Origin of the sequence: Nonomuraea spiralis, assembly GCF_014648435.1 — a bacterium.
Taxonomy (GTDB): domain Bacteria; phylum Actinomycetota; class Actinomycetes; order Streptosporangiales; family Streptosporangiaceae; genus Nonomuraea; species Nonomuraea spiralis.
Map to the genome: position 1 here is coordinate 196,446 of NZ_BMRC01000016.1, position 14,146 is coordinate 210,591.

At 71.5% G+C, this 14,146-nt stretch carries 16 protein-coding genes; 9 read left to right on the plus strand and 7 right to left on the minus strand.

The genetic code is table 11. The features are described 5' to 3' along the window. The first annotated feature begins 16 nt into the window (after positions 1–16). The 4 genes from recO to IEZ27_RS33965 all read left to right on the plus strand — a co-directional run bounded on the left by recO (position 17) and on the right by IEZ27_RS33965 (position 4,153). On the plus strand, positions 17–751 hold the full coding sequence (gene recO / locus IEZ27_RS33950; RefSeq protein ID WP_189650990.1) for a DNA repair protein RecO: 735 nt from the start codon (positions 17–19) through the stop codon (positions 749–751). Beyond that, entirely contained in the window at positions 748–1,530 is a 783-nt protein-coding gene (locus IEZ27_RS33955) for an isoprenyl transferase (RefSeq protein WP_125633287.1), read from the plus strand. Before recO ends, IEZ27_RS33955 begins: the two co-directional genes overlap by 4 nt. A 116-nt stretch (positions 1,531–1,646) precedes the next feature. After that, positions 1,647–2,564, plus strand: coding sequence for an ABC transporter ATP-binding protein (locus IEZ27_RS33960; protein WP_189650991.1), 918 nt, complete (start codon positions 1,647–1,649; stop codon positions 2,562–2,564). Further along, positions 2,561–4,153, plus strand: coding sequence for an ABC transporter permease (locus tag IEZ27_RS33965; protein WP_189650992.1), 1,593 nt, complete (start codon positions 2,561–2,563; stop codon positions 4,151–4,153). The genes IEZ27_RS33960 and IEZ27_RS33965 overlap by 4 nt, the downstream gene beginning before the upstream one ends. A gap of 268 nt (positions 4,154–4,421) precedes the next feature. Here IEZ27_RS33965 and IEZ27_RS33970 read toward each other — a convergent pair whose 3' ends face one another. Further along, positions 4,422–4,949, minus strand: a complete 528-nt coding sequence (locus tag IEZ27_RS33970; RefSeq protein WP_308427321.1) for a CGNR zinc finger domain-containing protein — start codon at positions 4,947–4,949, stop codon at positions 4,422–4,424. A gap of 91 nt (positions 4,950–5,040) precedes the next feature. On the opposite strand from IEZ27_RS33970, the gene IEZ27_RS33975 reads away from it, so the two are divergent. Further along, the gene (locus IEZ27_RS33975; protein ID WP_189650994.1) at positions 5,041–5,958 is read left to right on the plus strand and encodes a DMT family transporter; all 918 of its coding nucleotides are present in this window, start codon (positions 5,041–5,043) and stop codon (positions 5,956–5,958) included. Here the strand turns inward: IEZ27_RS33975 and IEZ27_RS33980 are convergent. From IEZ27_RS33980 to IEZ27_RS34000, 5 genes are read right to left on the minus strand one after another with little or no spacing between them, the layout of a single operon-like run. After that, on the minus strand, positions 5,898–6,287 hold the full coding sequence (locus IEZ27_RS33980) for a Fur family transcriptional regulator (protein ID WP_125633277.1): 390 nt from the start codon (positions 6,285–6,287) through the stop codon (positions 5,898–5,900). The genes IEZ27_RS33975 and IEZ27_RS33980 overlap by 61 nt on opposite strands. Continuing rightward, positions 6,284–7,156, minus strand: a complete 873-nt coding sequence (locus tag IEZ27_RS33985) for a metal ABC transporter permease (protein ID WP_189650995.1) — start codon at positions 7,154–7,156, stop codon at positions 6,284–6,286. The genes IEZ27_RS33980 and IEZ27_RS33985 overlap by 4 nt, the downstream gene beginning before the upstream one ends. Continuing rightward, positions 7,153–7,932 (minus strand): metal ABC transporter ATP-binding protein, encoded by a 780-nt coding sequence (locus tag IEZ27_RS33990; RefSeq protein WP_125633272.1) that lies wholly within the window; start codon positions 7,930–7,932, stop codon positions 7,153–7,155. Before IEZ27_RS33990 ends, IEZ27_RS33985 begins: the two co-directional genes overlap by 4 nt. Then, positions 7,929–8,840, minus strand: coding sequence for a metal ABC transporter substrate-binding protein (locus tag IEZ27_RS33995; RefSeq protein WP_229824596.1), 912 nt, complete (start codon positions 8,838–8,840; stop codon positions 7,929–7,931). The genes IEZ27_RS33990 and IEZ27_RS33995 overlap by 4 nt, the downstream gene beginning before the upstream one ends. Before the next feature lie 58 nt (positions 8,841–8,898). Continuing rightward, a complete protein-coding gene (locus IEZ27_RS34000; protein ID WP_189650996.1) occupies positions 8,899–9,243 on the minus strand; it encodes a DUF6703 family protein in 345 nt (114 codons plus the stop codon). A gap of 57 nt (positions 9,244–9,300) precedes the next feature. Between IEZ27_RS34000 and IEZ27_RS34005 the strand changes: the two genes are divergently transcribed. Next, positions 9,301–9,588 carry an antibiotic biosynthesis monooxygenase family protein gene (locus IEZ27_RS34005; protein ID WP_125633268.1) on the plus strand — a complete coding sequence of 96 codons (288 nt, stop codon included), beginning with the start codon at positions 9,301–9,303 and terminating at the stop codon, positions 9,586–9,588. 94 nt (positions 9,589–9,682) lie between these two features. Further along, a complete protein-coding gene (locus IEZ27_RS34010) occupies positions 9,683–11,068 on the plus strand; it encodes a glycine--tRNA ligase (protein WP_185844582.1) in 1,386 nt (461 codons plus the stop codon). A 76-nt stretch (positions 11,069–11,144) separates the two neighbouring features. On the opposite strand, the gene IEZ27_RS34015 is transcribed toward IEZ27_RS34010, so the two are convergent. Next, a complete protein-coding gene (locus IEZ27_RS34015; protein WP_189650997.1) occupies positions 11,145–12,056 on the minus strand; it encodes a dienelactone hydrolase family protein in 912 nt (303 codons plus the stop codon). A 160-nt stretch (positions 12,057–12,216) separates the two neighbouring features. Here IEZ27_RS34015 and IEZ27_RS34020 point away from each other — a divergent pair, with 160 nt between their 5' ends. Further along, positions 12,217–12,879 (plus strand): response regulator transcription factor, encoded by a 663-nt coding sequence (locus tag IEZ27_RS34020; protein ID WP_185844581.1) that lies wholly within the window; start codon positions 12,217–12,219, stop codon positions 12,877–12,879. Further along, a complete protein-coding gene (locus IEZ27_RS34025) occupies positions 12,876–14,048 on the plus strand; it encodes a HAMP domain-containing sensor histidine kinase (RefSeq protein WP_189650998.1) in 1,173 nt (390 codons plus the stop codon). The genes IEZ27_RS34020 and IEZ27_RS34025 overlap by 4 nt, the downstream gene beginning before the upstream one ends. Positions 14,049–14,146: the final 98 nt, after the last annotated feature.

Genomic DNA, 14,146 nt, shown 5'->3' on the forward strand with positions numbered 1-14,146 from the left:
GCCGTAAGATGGGCAAGTGAGTCTCTACCGCGACGAAGGCGTCGTCCTGCGGACGCAAAAACTCGGTGAGGCCGACCGCATCGTCACCGTTCTGGCCAAGCGCACCGGCAAGATCCGGGCGGTGGCCAGAGGCGTGCGCCGCACCAAGTCACGCTTCGGCGCGCGGCTGGAGCCGTTCACGCACGTCGACCTCCAGCTGCACACCGGCCGTACGCTCGACGTGATCACCCAGGCGGAGACCATCCGCCCCTACGGCGAGGCCCTGGCCGTCGACTATCCCCGCTACACCGCGGGCAGCGCCATGCTGGAGACGGCCGACCGGCTGACCCAGGGCGAGAAGGAGCCGGCGCTGCGGCAGTTCCTGCTGCTGGTCGGCGGGCTGCGCACGCTGTCCGAGCGCGCCCACGAGGCCAGGCTGGTGCTCGACGCCTACTTCCTGCGTTCGCTGGCGGTGGCGGGATACGCGCCCGCGCTGGAGGCGTGCGCCAAGTGCCAGGCCCCCGCGATCAGGGCCTTCGCCATCGTCGCGGGCGGCGTGGTGTGCGGGGCGTGCCGCCCGGCGGGCGCGGCCGTGCCGGCGGGGGAGACGATCGGGCTCATGACGGCGCTGCTGCGCGGCGACTGGACCACCGCCGACGCCTCGGAGTCACGCCATCGCAGCGAGTGCAGCGGTCTGGTCGCCGCATATCTGCAATGGCATCTCGAACACGGAATACGCTCTCTGCGACACGTCGAAAGGGAGCATGCGTGAACGTCCGGCCTCCGACCCCTCATCCGTCAGGCGCGACCCCGCCGCCGATCCCGCGTGACCTCGTGCCCCGGCACGTCGCCATCGTCATGGACGGCAACGGCCGCTGGGCCAAGGCGCGCGGCCTGCCGCGCACCGAAGGTCACAAGGCGGGCGAGTCATCGCTGTTCGACGTCATCGAGGGGGCCATCGAGCTGGGCATCCCCTACCTGAGCGCCTACGCCTTCTCCACGGAGAACTGGAAGCGCTCGCCCGACGAGGTGCGCTTCCTCATGGGCTTCAACCGCGACGTCATCAGGCGGCGGCGCGACGAGCTCAACGCGATGGGCGTACGGGTGCGCTGGGCGGGCCGTCCCGGGCGGCTGTGGAAGAGCGTGATCTCCGAGTTGCAGGACGCCGAGCGGATGACGGTCGGCAACAGCAAGCTGACGTTGCAGTTCTGCGTCAACTACGGCGGGCAGGCCGAGATCGTCGACGCGGCGGTCAAGCTGGCGGCCGACATCGCGGCCGGGCGGGTCAAGCCGTCCAAGGTGACCGAGAAGGTGTTCGCCCGCTACCTCGACGAGCCGGAGATCCCGCCGGTCGACCTGTTCCTGCGCTCCTCCGGCGAGCAGCGTTTCTCCAACTTCCTGTTGTGGCAGTCGGCCTACGCCGAGATGGTCTTCCTCGACCGGCTCTGGCCCGACTTCGACCGCCGCGACCTGTGGGAGGGCTGCGAGATCTACGCCAAGCGCGACCGGCGCTACGGCGGCGCGATCCCCAACCAGGTCCCCGGCGCCTAAGGAAACCCCGGGTCCACCCCTGCTGAGCTGCCGCACTGGACGACGACTATACGCGGATATAGTCTGCTACTCGTTTGGGTAGTCAACTGTACAAGCGAACAGTCATGAGGCAGATCATGAGCGACGCCATCTCGGTGGCCGGACTCGTCAAGACGTACGGCCGGACCCGGGCCCTGAACGGCCTCGACCTGGACGTACGCACCGGCGAGGTGCACGGCTTCCTCGGTCCCAACGGCGCGGGCAAGAGCACCACGATCCGGATCCTGCTCGGCCTCGTACGGGCCGACGCGGGCAGCGCCCGCCTGCTCGGCGGCGACCCCTGGCACGAGGCCGCCGAGCTCCACCGCCGCCTGGCGTACGTGCCGGGCGACGTCACACTGTGGCCCGACCTGTCGGGCGGCGAGGTGATCGACCTGCTCGGACGGCTGCGCGGCGGCCTCGACCGCGGGCGCAGGAAGGACCTGCTCGACCGGTTCGACCTCGACCCGCGCAAGAAGGGCCGGGCCTACTCCAAGGGCAACAGGCAGAAGGTCGCCCTGGTCGCGGCGCTCGCCTCCGACGCCGAGCTGCTGCTGCTCGACGAGCCGACCTCGGGGCTCGACCCGCTCATGGAGGAGACCTTCCGCGAGGTCGTCAGGGAGGAACGGCGGCGCGGCGACCGTACGGTGCTGCTGTCCAGCCACATCCTGTCCGAGGTCGAGGCGCTGTGCGACCGGGTGACGATCATCCGCGACGGCCGCGCGGTCGAGAGCGGCACCCTGGCCGAACTGCGCCACCTGACCCGTACCACCGTCCATGCTGAGCTCGACCGGCCCGCCGAAGGGCTGGCCGCGCTGCCCGGCGTGCACGACCTGCGCGCCGAGGGCGGCCGGGTGCGGTTCGACGTGGACGCGGGCGCGCTCGGCGCGGCGCTGCGCGGCCTGGCCGAGGCGGGCGTGCGCACCCTCGACAGCCGCCCCCCGACGCTGGAGGAGCTGTTCCTGCGCCACTACGAGGGCACGGGCGGCGGGCGGCGGGCGGAGGCCGTGCGATGAGCCCCGGCACCGGCGTGCTCGTCCGCCTGGCGCTGCGCCGCGAGCGGGCGGTCGCCCCCTGGTGGCTCCTGCTGCTCGTGGCCCTCGCCCTGGCGATGGTCGCCTACATCAACCGGAACATGGCCACCTACGAGCTGAAGCTCGCCTACACCGAGGTCGTCCGGCGCTACGCCTTCTTCCAGGCGCTCGGCGGCGGGTACGTCGAGCCGCGCCTGGAGGTGCTGGCGACCTGGCGCAGCGGCGGCTTCCTCTACGTGATCAACGCGTTCGCCGCCCTGATGACCGTCGTCAGGCACACCCGCAGGGAGGAGGACGCGGGCCGGACCGAGCTGCTGCGCGCGGGCGTGGTGGGCCGCCGCGCGCCGCTCGGCGCGGCCCTGCTGGTGGCCGGGACGACCAGCCTGGCCGGCGGCGCGCTGGTCGCCGCCGCCCTGCTCGCCGCCGGCCTCGAACCCGCCGGCACGCTCGCGTACGGCGCCGCCGTCGTGGTGGCCGGCTGGGTGTTCGCGGGCATCGCCGCCGTGGCCGCGCAACTGGCCCGCGAGGCCCGTACCGCCACGGTCATCGGCCTGTACGCGCTCGGCCTGGCCTACGTGCTGCGCTACACCGCCGACGCGAGCGGCCGGCACTGGCTCAAGGCCCTGTCACCGCTCGGCTGGAGCCACATGGTGGACGCCTACAAGGACGAGCGGTGGTGGCTGCTGGGGGTGTCCGCGCTGGTCGCGGGGGCGTTGTGCGCGGTGGCGTACACGCTGGCCGGCCGCCGCGACCTCGGCTCGGGGCTGCTGCCCGAACGGCCGGGCAGGGAGTCGGCCCCCGGGCTGCGCGGCCCGGTCAGCCTGGCCTGGCGGCTGCACCGCGGCCTGCTGCTGAAGTGGGCGGCCGGAACGGCGGCCTTCGCGGCGGTGGGCGGCGCGATGGGCCCGCTGGCCAAGGACGTCCTGGCCCGCCCGAGTGTCGTGGTCACGAACATCACGACCCTGCTCGGCGTCTCCCCGGAGGCCGCCCTCGACGGGTACATGTGGTACTACCTGCTGATCCTCGCCTACTGCGTCGCGCTCTACCCGGTGCTGATGATCGTGCGGCTGCGGACGGAGGAGATCTCGGGCCGCGCGGAGGCCGTGCAGGCCACGCCCCTGACCAGGGTCCGCTGGGCGGCCGGGCATCTGGTCGTGGCCGCCCTCGGCACGGCGGCGCTGCTGGCGCTCACCGCCCTCGTCTTCAGCGCCGTGTACGGGGCGCTCCTCGGCGACTTCACCGGCACCGCGCCGCGTTTCCTGGCCGCCGCGCTGAGCCAGGCCCCGGCGGCGTGGTGCGTCGGCGCGGTCTGCCTGGCGGCGTACGGGCTGCTGCCCCGGGCGAGCGTGCCGCTCTGCTGGGCCGCCTGGATCCTGACCGCCCTGCTCGGCCAGGTCGTCGCCCCCTTCTACGGGGTGTGGGGCGGCACCCCGTTCGAGCCGTTCCACTACCTGCCGAACATCCTGGCGGGGCAGGCGTTCGGGACGGTGCCGGTGCTGGCGCTGCTCGCGCTGACGGCCGTGCTGACCGCCGGCGGGCTGCTCGCGCTACGCCGCCGCGACGCCTGCTGAGGGTCCTTGGCTTGCCGCCGGGATGGGGAACACTGGCATGCCGGTCAGGCTGAGAGCGGGTGAAGGCGGGTACAACCCGTTGCCCCTACGTCTTGAAGGAGGGCCGATGCTCCCAGGTTGCGGCTCGTGCAACTGCTCCGACGTCTTCGCCACCGCCAAACCACCGTGGTGGCAGACATCCAGCGAAGCGCCCTGAATCGGGCGTACCTGCCGCCCGCCCCCGGTGACCTGGGGGGCGGGCGGTCCGCTTTACGGGGCCCGCGACGGGTCAGGCGCGGCGGCGGGCCCGGTAGGCGGCGACGTGCATGCGGTTTCCGCAGGTACGGCTGTCGCAGTAGACCCGCGAACGGTTGCGGGACTCGTCCACGAACACGCGGTCGCAGTCGGGGGCCGAGCACGTGCGCAGGCGTTCCATCTCGCCCTCCACCAGCAGGTGCGCCAGCGCCACGCCGCAGTCGGCGGCCACGTGCTCGGCCAGCGAGGCGTCGTTGGCGAAGTAGTGGACGTGCAGCGGGTGGCCGTCGTGCTCGGTCAGCCTGGGCGTGATGCGCGTCTCCGCGAGCAGCGCGTTGAGGGTGCGCACGGCGCTCGCCACGTCGGAGGCGGTGAACACCCGGTGGAACGCCTCGCGCACCATCCGGACCTGGCCGAGGTCGCGGGCCGTCAGCGCGCCGACACCGCTGACCTGCCGGGACTCCACGAAGGTCTGCAGCTCGGCCAGGCTGGCCAGGTCGTCGCCGCCGCCGGTGGACGGAGAGGTGTTGACCAGGTCGACAACGGTGGCCAAAGAATGCACCATGTCATGGCCAAACGGCATGTTGACTCCTGTCGGGGCCGGTTCTAGCGTGGTCGCAGCGTATCTCTCCCATGGCGCTCGGGGGGTTTCCATGAGTGCATATCGGCGTATCGTCCTGATCGCGATCGCCGGAGCACTGATCATCTCCACCTCCGGTCCCCTCGTACGTCTGTCGGGGGTGTCGCCCGCGACGTCGGCGTTGTTCCGCTGCGCGTACGCGGTGCCGCCCATGCTCGTGCTGGCCTGGCTCGAACGCCGGAAGCTGGGGCCCCTGCCGCTCAAGGGCGCGCTGCTGGCCTGGGCCGCCGGCGCGCTGTTCTCGCTCGACCTGCTCTTCTGGCACCAGTCGATCAAGCTGGTCGGCGCGGGCCTGGCGACCGTGCTGGGCAACCTCCAGGTGTTCATCGTGGCCTTCGCCGCCTGGGGCCTGTTCCGCGAGCGGCCCTCGAACCGGCTCATGGCCGGCACGCCGATCGTCTTCGGCGGGGTCGTGCTGATCTCAGGGGTGTTCGACGGCTCGGCGTACGGGCTCGATCCCGTCATGGGCGCGGTCACCGGGCTGGTCACCTCGGTGGTGTACGCGGCGTACCTGCTGCTCCTGAAGGCGGGACCGGGGCGTACGGCCGGGCCGCTGGCGCACGCGACCGTCGTGGCCACCGTGCTGATCGCGGCGCTCAGCCCGCTGTTCGGCGGCGCCGACCTGGCGCCGGAATGGCCGGCGCACGGGTGGCTGCTGCTGCTCGCGCTGGGACCGCAGGTGGTGGGGTGGCTGCTGATCACGTACTCGCTGCCCAGGCAGCCCGCGGCGCTCACGTCGCTGCTGCTGCTCGTGCAGCCGGTGGTCACCGTCGCGATCTCCGCGCTCACCCTGGGGGAGCGGCCCTCTGCGCTGCAGTTCGCCGGGTGCGCCGCGGTCGTGCTCGGCGTGTTGTACGGCTCCCGCGGCGCTCAGCCCACGCGGGCCGGCGCCGAGCAGGACGAGCAGGTGCCGAAGACCTCGACCGTGTGAGTGATCCCGGTGAAGCCGTGCTCGCTGCCGATTGCCTCGGCCCAGCGCTCGACGGCCGGCCCGGCCACCTCGACCGTGTGGCCGCAGCGGCGGCAGACCAGGTGGTGGTGATGGTCGTCGCTGGCGCACGCGCGGTAGACCGACTCTCCCTCGTCCGTGCGCAGCACGTCGACCTGGCCGCAGTCGGCCAGCGCCTGGAGCGCCCGGTAGACGGTGGTCAGGCCGATCTTGGCGCCGTGCAGGCGCATCTCGGCGTAGACGTCCTGGGCGCTGCGGAAACCCTTGCTGTGGCGCAGGGTGTCGTGCACGGCGTCACGCCTCGTCGTCATGCGGCCTCCTCGACACGGACTCGTGGTCGCGGGCTCACCGGGGACTCCTGGATGCGGCCTCGCCGTACGAATTTACCGACACCTAGGGCCAGGACGAAGCCGGCGAGGGCAAGAAGCACGATCGCCGCGCCCGGAGGCACCCGTGCCGACATCGTCGAGGCCAGCAGGCCGCCCACCGAGGCGAGCACGCCGAACAACATCGCCAGCCCCATCGTGGCCCGGAACCCCCTGGTGAGCTGCTGGCTCGTGGCCACCGGGATCACCATCAGGGCGCTGACCAGCAGCAGGCCGACCACGCGCATGGCGATGACGACGGTGAGCGCGGCGGTGACCGCGATCAGCAGGCTGAGGAAACGCACCGGCAGGCCGCTGGCCCTGGCCATCTCCTCGTCCTGGCAGAGCACGAACAACTCCCTGCCGAAGACGACGACCACGCCGATCACCGCCGCGGCCAGCGCGCCGATGATCCAGATGTCCTGCTGGGTGACGCTGGCGATGGCGCCGAACAGGTAGGAGTTCAGCTTGGCGTTGCTGCCGCCGGGGGCGATGCCCATGAGCATGACGCCGCCCGCGATGCCGCCGTAGAACAGCAGGGCGAGCGCCACGTCGCCGCTGGTCCTGCCCCGGGCCCTGACCAGCTCGATCGCCACCGCGCCCAGCACCGAGACGATCACCGCCGTCAGCACCGGCGCCGTGCCGGTCAGGAAGCCGAGCGCCACGCCGGTCAGCGCGACGTGCCCGATGCCGTCGCCGAGCAGCGACAGCCTGCGCTGCACGATGAACGTGCCCACCGCGGGCGCGCACAGCCCCACCAGCAGCGCGGCGATCAGCGCGAGCTGGAAGAGGTTCTCCTGCAGAAGCTCGATCATCGTGGTTCCCCCTGCCAGCCCGTCAGCGGGGCGGCGGCCGTCTCCGCGGCGTGCGGATGCTGGTGCTCGTGTCCTGGCCTGGCGCACTCGCCCTCGGGCCGCGGCGGCCTGCCGTCGTGCGCGACGCGGCCCTCGCGGACCACCACGCCGCGGGTGATCAGCGGCTCCATCGGGCCCAGCTCGTGGGCGACCAGGACGATCGTCTTGCCCTCACGGACCAGGCCGCCCAGCGTGTCGGCCAGGAGCTGCTGGGTCTCGGCGTCGACGCCCGCGGTGGGCTCGTCCATCACGTACGTGTCGGGCTCCCCGGCCAGGGCGCGGGCGATGAGCACCCGCTGCTGCTGGCCGCCCGAGAGCGACTGCACGGGATCGCCGGCCCGGCCGGTCAGGTCGACGGCGTCGAGGGCCGCGGAGACCGCCGCGCGGTCGGCCGCGCTGGTCCTGCGCAGCCGGCTCTGCCGGGCGACGCGGCCCGAGGCGACGACCTCGCGGACCGTGGCGGGCACGCCGCCGCCGACCTGGAGGCGCTGGGGCACGTAGCCGATGCGCCACCAGTCGCGGAACCTGGCGGGCGGGGAGCCGTACAGGAGGGTCTGGCCGCCGGACAGCGGCGTGAGGCCGAGCAGCGCGCGGACCAGGGTGGACTTGCCCGAGCCGTTGGCGCCGAGGAGGGCCACGACCTCGCCGGGGCGGACGGTCAGGTCGACGCCGCGCAGGATCTGGCGGCCGTCGAAGCTGACCCGGCCGCCGGTCATCGCGAAGGCCGTCTCGCTCATGCCGTACACCTCAGTGCTGTTCGAAGGGTCTTGAGGTTATCGCGCATGGCCGACAGGTAGTCGCCGGCGGGCTTGCTCTCCAGCGGGTCGAGCACGGCCGTCTTCGCGCCGACCTCGCCGGCCAGCACCTCGGCCACCTTCGGGCTGACCAGGGACTCGGTGAAGATCGTGGTGACGCCTTCGGACCTGGCCAGCGCGGCCACCTCCGACAGGCGCTTCGGCGACGGCTCGGTCTCGGGGTCGAGGGTGATGCCCACCTGCTTGAGCTTGTAGCGGTCGGCCAGGTAGCCGAACGCCTCGTGCGCGGTGACCAGGGTCTTGCTGGCGCAGGTGGACAGACCCTTGGTGAACTCCTGGTCGAGCCCGCCCAGCGCGCCCGCCGCCGCGGCGGCGCGATCCTTGTACGCCTGCGCGTGGCCCGGGTCGGCGGCGGCCAGGCGCTCGCCCAGCTTGCCGGCCACCGTGGCCAGGCGGGAGGGGTCGAGCCAGATGTGCGGGTCGTAGGAGACCGCGTGCTCGTCGTGCCCCTCCTCGCCGGCGTGCCCGCCGGCCGGGATCGTCGTGACGGCGGAGGCGGCGTCGAAGGCGGTGTCGGCGGAGACGGCGTCGTCCACAGCCGGCTGCACGCCCTTGACGTAGATCGTGAGCGCCGCGTCCTGGAGCTTGGTCATCTGCTGAAGGCCCAGCTCCAGGTCGTGCGGCTCGACGCCGGGCGCGGTCAGGACGGTCACGTTCGCGTCGGGCCCGGCCACCTGCTCGGTGAGCCACTGGAGCGGGTAGAAGGCGGCGATCACCTCGGGCCTGCCGCCGTCGGCGCTCTCCGCGGAGCCGGCGCCACAGGCGGACGTGGCCAGCAGGGCTGCTCCGGCGAGGAGGGTTACGGCGCGCATTGGGGGCGTACGGGACATCACGCCCCCAATTATGGGGGAAAATGAAAATGATTGTCAAAATCTCCGGCGGGCCGGACTAGAACGCACCAAACCGGTCAGCCGCCAGGATCACCAGGAAGACCAGCATCGCCACCCGCAGCAGCCGCCCCCCGAGGCCCAGCGAGGGCCACGACAGGTAGGCCAGCCACCCGACGAACACCAGCACCGCCAGCGCCGCCACGCCGCCCACCCAGTTGGCCAGCGCGAAGCCGGCCAGCAGCAGGATCACCAGCACGGCGGGCGCCACCCACTTGGGCACCTGCGTGAACAGGAACGTCATCGGGACCGCGCTGCGCTGCTCGACGGCCTTGCGCAGGCCGCTCGCGCCCGGCGTGAAGAACTGCTCGCCCTGGGGCAGCGGGCGCTTGTTTTTGGAGGCCACGTCGAGAGCCTAAGGGAGTTCGCGTGACAGCAGGGCGCACACCTCTAGGCTGGGCTGGTGCTCGCCGTGATCCGATACACCGTGCCAGAGTCGCAGTCCCAGGACTTCGTCAAGCAGGGCCACGCCATCCTCGACACCTTCGCCGCCCAACCCGGATACCAGCGCGGCCGGCTGGCCCGTTCGGTGGACGAGCCCAACCTGTGGGCGCTGGTCAGCGAATGGGAGGGCGCGGGCTTCTACCGGAGGGCGCTGTCGGCGGCCCGGATGGCCATGTACCCGTTGATGATCCTCATGGTCAACGAACCCAGCGCGTACGAGGACGTGTACACGCAAGAGGGTGCGTAGCGTCAGTCGCGCGCGAGACCGGGTGAGCGTCCCCTAAGCTGGGATCTCATCGAATTCACTCGCCGACCTCCAGCCGGAAAGAGACGCAACCAAAATGGCACGACGCACCGACGTCATGGACACCATCGTCAGCCTCGCCAAGCGCCGCGGGCTCGTTTACCCGTCGAGCGAGATCTACGGCGGACTTCGCGCGTCGTGGGACTACGGTCCTCTGGGTGTCGAGCTGAAGAACAACGTCAAGCGGCAGTGGTGGCTGTCGATGGTCCAGTCGCGCGACGACGTGGTGGGCCTCGACTCCTGCGTCATCCTGGCCCCCGAGGTGTGGCGGGCCAGCGGCCACGTCGAGACCTTCTCCGACCCGCTGACCGAGTGCCAGTCCTGCCACAAGCGTTTCCGCGCCGACCACCTCGTCGAGGCGTACGAGGAGAAGAACGGCAAGGAGCCGGAGAACGGCCTGGCCGACATCACCTGCCCCAACTGCGGCAACAAGGGCACCTTCACCGACCCCAGGCAGTTCAGCGGCCTGCTCAAGACCTTCCTCGGCCCGGTCGAGGACGAGTCGGGCCTGGCCTACCTGCGTCCCGAGACCGCCCAGGGCATCTTCATCAACTACCTCAACGTGCAGCAGTCGGCGCGCAAGAAGATCCCGTTCGGCATCGGCCAGGTCGGCAAGTCCTTCCGCAACGAGATCACCCCGGGCAACTTCATCTTCCGCACGCGCGAGTTCGAGCAGATGGAGATGGAGTTCTTCGTCAAGCCCGGCACCGACGAGGAATGGCACCAGTACTGGATCGACGAGCGTTTCCGCTGGTACTCCGACCTCGGCATCAACAAGGACAACCTGCGCCTCTACGAGCACCCGCAGGAGAAGTTGTCCCACTACTCCAAGCGCACCGTCGACGTCGAGTACCGCTTCAACTTCCAGGGTTCGGAGTGGGGCGAGCTGGAGGGCATCGCCAACCGCACCGACTTCGACCTGACCGCCCACTCCAAGGCGTCCGGCGTCGACCTGAGCTTCTTCGAGCAGGACACCGGTGAGCGTTACGTCCCCTACGTCATCGAGCCGGCCGCCGGCGTCGACCGGGCCACGCTGACCTTCCTGCTCGACGCCTACACCGAGGACGAGGCGCCCAACGCCAAGGGCGTCCTGGAGAAGCGCACGGTGCTGCGGCTCGACCACCGGCTCGCGCCGGTCAAGGCCGCTGTGCTGCCGTTGTCGCGCAACGCCGACCTGTCGCCGAAGGCCCGCGACCTGGCCGCGCAGCTGCGCAGGCGGTGGAACGTCGAGTTCGACGACGCGGGCGCGATCGGCCGCCGCTACCGTCGCCAGGACGAGATCGGCACGCCGTTCTGCATCACCGTCGACTTCGACACCCTTGAGGACCACGCGGTGACGATCCGCGAGCGCGACAGCATGGCCCAGCAGCGCATCTCCATCGACCAGGTCGACTCCTACCTGCGTCAGAGCCTCAACGACTGACCGTCAGGCGCCATCACGGCGACGCCGCCCCGGTTTCCACCGCGGGCGGCGTTCCGCTTTTCCGGGCCGGTGCCCGTCAGGCCAGGTGGCGGCCGAACCACTTCAGCACGTAGTCGTAGGCCTGCGAGGCGGCCCGCGCGTCGTAGCGGGGGCCCGTGTCGTTGAAGAAGGCGTGGCCGACGCCCGGCACGGTCACCAGCTCGTGGGTGAGCCCGGCCTTCTCCAGCGCCGACTCGGCCTCCTCCCGGGTGGCGTTGACGCGGTCGTCCTGCTCGGCGTAGATGGCCAGCACGGCCGCCTCGGTACCGGTCATGTCGGCGTCGTCGGGCAGCGGGCCGTAGAACGGCGCGGCGGCGGCCAGCCGGGGCTCGCCGGACGACAACAGCAGCCAGGTCATCCCGCCCCCGAAACAGAACCCGATCATGCCAAGCCGGACGCCCCCGGCCCTGCGCTCCAGCTCGCCGACGGCCGCCTTCATGTCGGCCACGAAACGTTCGCGGGGGATCGCGCCCAGCGTGGCCGTGACCTGCGCGGTGTCGGCGAACGCGGCCGTGCCGCCCGCGTGGGAGAGCAGGTCGGGCGCGAGGGCCGAGTAGCCGTCGGCGGCCAGCCGGCCGGCGATCGAGCGGATGTGGTCGGTCAGCCCGCGGTTCTCGTGCATGACCAGCACCGCGCCCTTGGGGGCGGCGGCGGGCGCCCAGGCGCCCAGGAGCCTCGTCCCGTCCGGGCCGGGGAACGTGATCGCCCGCGTGGGCAGCGGCGGCGGGCCGGCCGGGGAGGCCGTGGCGGACGCCGCGGCCGTCGGCGCCGGCGGGATGCTCGCCGGGTCGGTGTCGGGGGTGGCGCCGCAGGCGGCGAGGAGAGCAGTGGCGGCGGGGAGGGCGAGCCCGAGGAGGCCGAGACGGCGCAGTGCCTCGCGCCGCGAGATCAGGCCCTCTACGTGGTCGAGTGCCACTTCTTCTGCCAAATATCGCTGGAAGGGCGTCATGCTCGAAAGATTTAACGACTAACACCGAAAAATCGTGTAAAGACAGCAGTTATGTTGGCTTTCGCGCACGCTTGCTGTAGTTCACCTCGGCGGGAGCGCCGCCCGATCGGCCACGTCGCCCCCATGGCGGAACGCGTCATCCGAAATTAGGGTCAAGATCATGCGACTGCTGGTGGTCGAGGACGAGGAAGACCTGGTCGACGCGTTACGGGTGGGTCTGACCCGGGCGGGCTACGCGGTGGACGTGGCCTACGACGCGCCGTCGGCGCACGAGAAGCTGGAGGTCAACACCTACGACCTGGTCCTGCTCGACCTGAACCTGCCGGGCGGCGACGGCTTCCAGCTCTGCCGGTCCGTACGGGCCGCCGGGCGCGGGGTGCGGATCATCATGGTGACCGCCCGCGACCGCCTGGACGACCGGGTACGCGGCCTCGACGAGGGCGCCGACGACTACCTGGTCAAGCCGTTCGCCTTCCCCGAGCTGCTGGCCAGGGTCCGGGCGCTGCTGCGCAGGGACACCGGCGGCACCGCCGTGCTGGAGGTGGGCGGCCTGCGCATCGACACCGCCCGCATGGAGGTCTCCCTCGACGGCCGCTCCCTGGCCCTGACGCCCAAGGAGTACGGGGTGCTGCACTACCTGATGACCCGTCCCGGCCATGTCGTCTCCTCCGAGGAACTGCTCGAACACGTCTGGGACGAGCACGCCGACCCGTTCACCAACACCGTCCGGGTCACGGTCGGCAACCTGCGCCGCAAGCTCCAGGAGGACGGCCTGATCGAGACGGTGATCAGCCGCGGCTACCGGCTCAAGGAGCCGACATGATCCACACGATCCGCTTCCGGCTCACCGTGCTCTACTCCGGGCTGCTGTTCGTGCTGGCCGCGCTGGTGCTGGGCGGCATCTACTTCGCCGTCTCCAAGACCACCGAGGAACGCCCGTACTCGACCGAGTACGCCAAGGCGTACCGCGACAACCAGTACGTGGGCAAGCAGGAGGTCGTCTTCATCGAGGAGGTCGAGAACGAGGTCAACATCAGGACGCTGGCCACGCTGCGCGACTTCTCGCTGGCCACGCTGGCGGGGCTCTACCTGGCGTCCCTGGGCATCGGGTGGGTGCTGTCCGGCCGGGTGCTGCGTCCGGTGCGGTCGATCACGCGTACGGCCGAGGAGATCCAGGCGACCGACCTGACCCGGCGGATCAGGCTGGCCGGCTCGCCCGACGAGCTCAAGGACCTGGCCGACACCATCGACACCATGCTCGACCGGCTGGAGGAGGCGTTCAGCGCGCAGCGGCGGCTCATCGACGACGCCTCGCACGAGCTGCGCAGCCCCCTGACGATCATCCGGGCGAACGTGGACGCCGTGCTCGCCTCGCCCGAGGCCAGCGAGGAGGAGCGGGCCAGGGCCGTGCAGATCGTGGACCGGGCGACCACCCGCATGACCAGGCTCGTGGAGGACCTGCTGGCCAGCGCCCGGCGGCAGGCGACCGCGTTCGCCGACACCGACCTCGACCTGAGCAGGGTGGCGCGGGAGGCGTGCGAGGAGTACGCGGCGCTGGCCGCCGCCCGCGGCCTGACGATCACCCGCGGCCTGGGCCGGGACCTGGAGATGACCGGCGACCAGGACGCCCTGCGCCGGGCCGTGGCGAACCTGCTGTCCAACGCGGTCCGCCTGACCCCGCCGGGTGGTTTCGTCCGGGTCGAGGCCGGGCGGTCGGGCGGCTGGTTGTGGGTCGCGGTCAGGGACGACGGCCCCGGGCTCGCCGCGGCGGAGCAGGAGCGGGTGTTCGACCGGTTCTGGCGCGGCGAGGCCAGCCGCCGCGACCGGCACACGGGTCTCGGACTGGCCATCGTCCGGCAGATCGTGGAGTCGCACGGCGGGCGGGTGGCGGTGTTCTCCAGGGTCGGGCAGGGGGCCACGTTCGTGTTGTGGTTGCCGCCGCGCGAGGGCGCGCCGGGCCCGGCCCCCGAACGCAACCCGATCATCGCCTAGGAGCTGTTTCTTAGATCAGGTCCGGAGCCAGATAGCCAGGGCGGCCAGGGTGACGGTGCCGAGGAAGATGTAGGCGCGTTTGTCATAGCGCGTGGCCA

Bases quoted from the DNA above. Each gene is read 5' to 3' on its own strand.
- IEZ27_RS33960 (WP_189650991.1), top strand. From the start codon at position 1,647: ATGAGCGACGCCATCTCGGTGGCCGGACTCGTCAAGACGTACGGCCGG.
- IEZ27_RS33965 (WP_189650992.1), top strand. From the start codon at position 2,561: ATGAGCCCCGGCACCGGCGTGCTCGTCCGCCTGGCGCTGCGCCGCGAG.
- IEZ27_RS33975 (WP_189650994.1), top strand. From the start codon at position 5,041: ATGAGTGCATATCGGCGTATCGTCCTGATCGCGATCGCCGGAGCACTG.
- IEZ27_RS33980 (WP_125633277.1), bottom strand. From the start codon at position 6,287: ATGACGACGAGGCGTGACGCCGTGCACGACACCCTGCGCCACAGCAAG.
- IEZ27_RS33985 (WP_189650995.1), bottom strand. From the start codon at position 7,156: ATGATCGAGCTTCTGCAGGAGAACCTCTTCCAGCTCGCGCTGATCGCC.
- IEZ27_RS33990 (WP_125633272.1), bottom strand. From the start codon at position 7,932: ATGAGCGAGACGGCCTTCGCGATGACCGGCGGCCGGGTCAGCTTCGAC.
- IEZ27_RS33995 (WP_229824596.1), bottom strand. From the start codon at position 8,840: ATGTCCCGTACGCCCCCAATGCGCGCCGTAACCCTCCTCGCCGGAGCA.
- IEZ27_RS34010 (WP_185844582.1), top strand. From the start codon at position 9,683: ATGGCACGACGCACCGACGTCATGGACACCATCGTCAGCCTCGCCAAG.
- IEZ27_RS34015 (WP_189650997.1), bottom strand. From the start codon at position 12,056: ATGACGCCCTTCCAGCGATATTTGGCAGAAGAAGTGGCACTCGACCAC.
- IEZ27_RS34020 (WP_185844581.1), top strand. From the start codon at position 12,217: ATGCGACTGCTGGTGGTCGAGGACGAGGAAGACCTGGTCGACGCGTTA.
- IEZ27_RS34025 (WP_189650998.1), top strand. From the start codon at position 12,876: ATGATCCACACGATCCGCTTCCGGCTCACCGTGCTCTACTCCGGGCTG.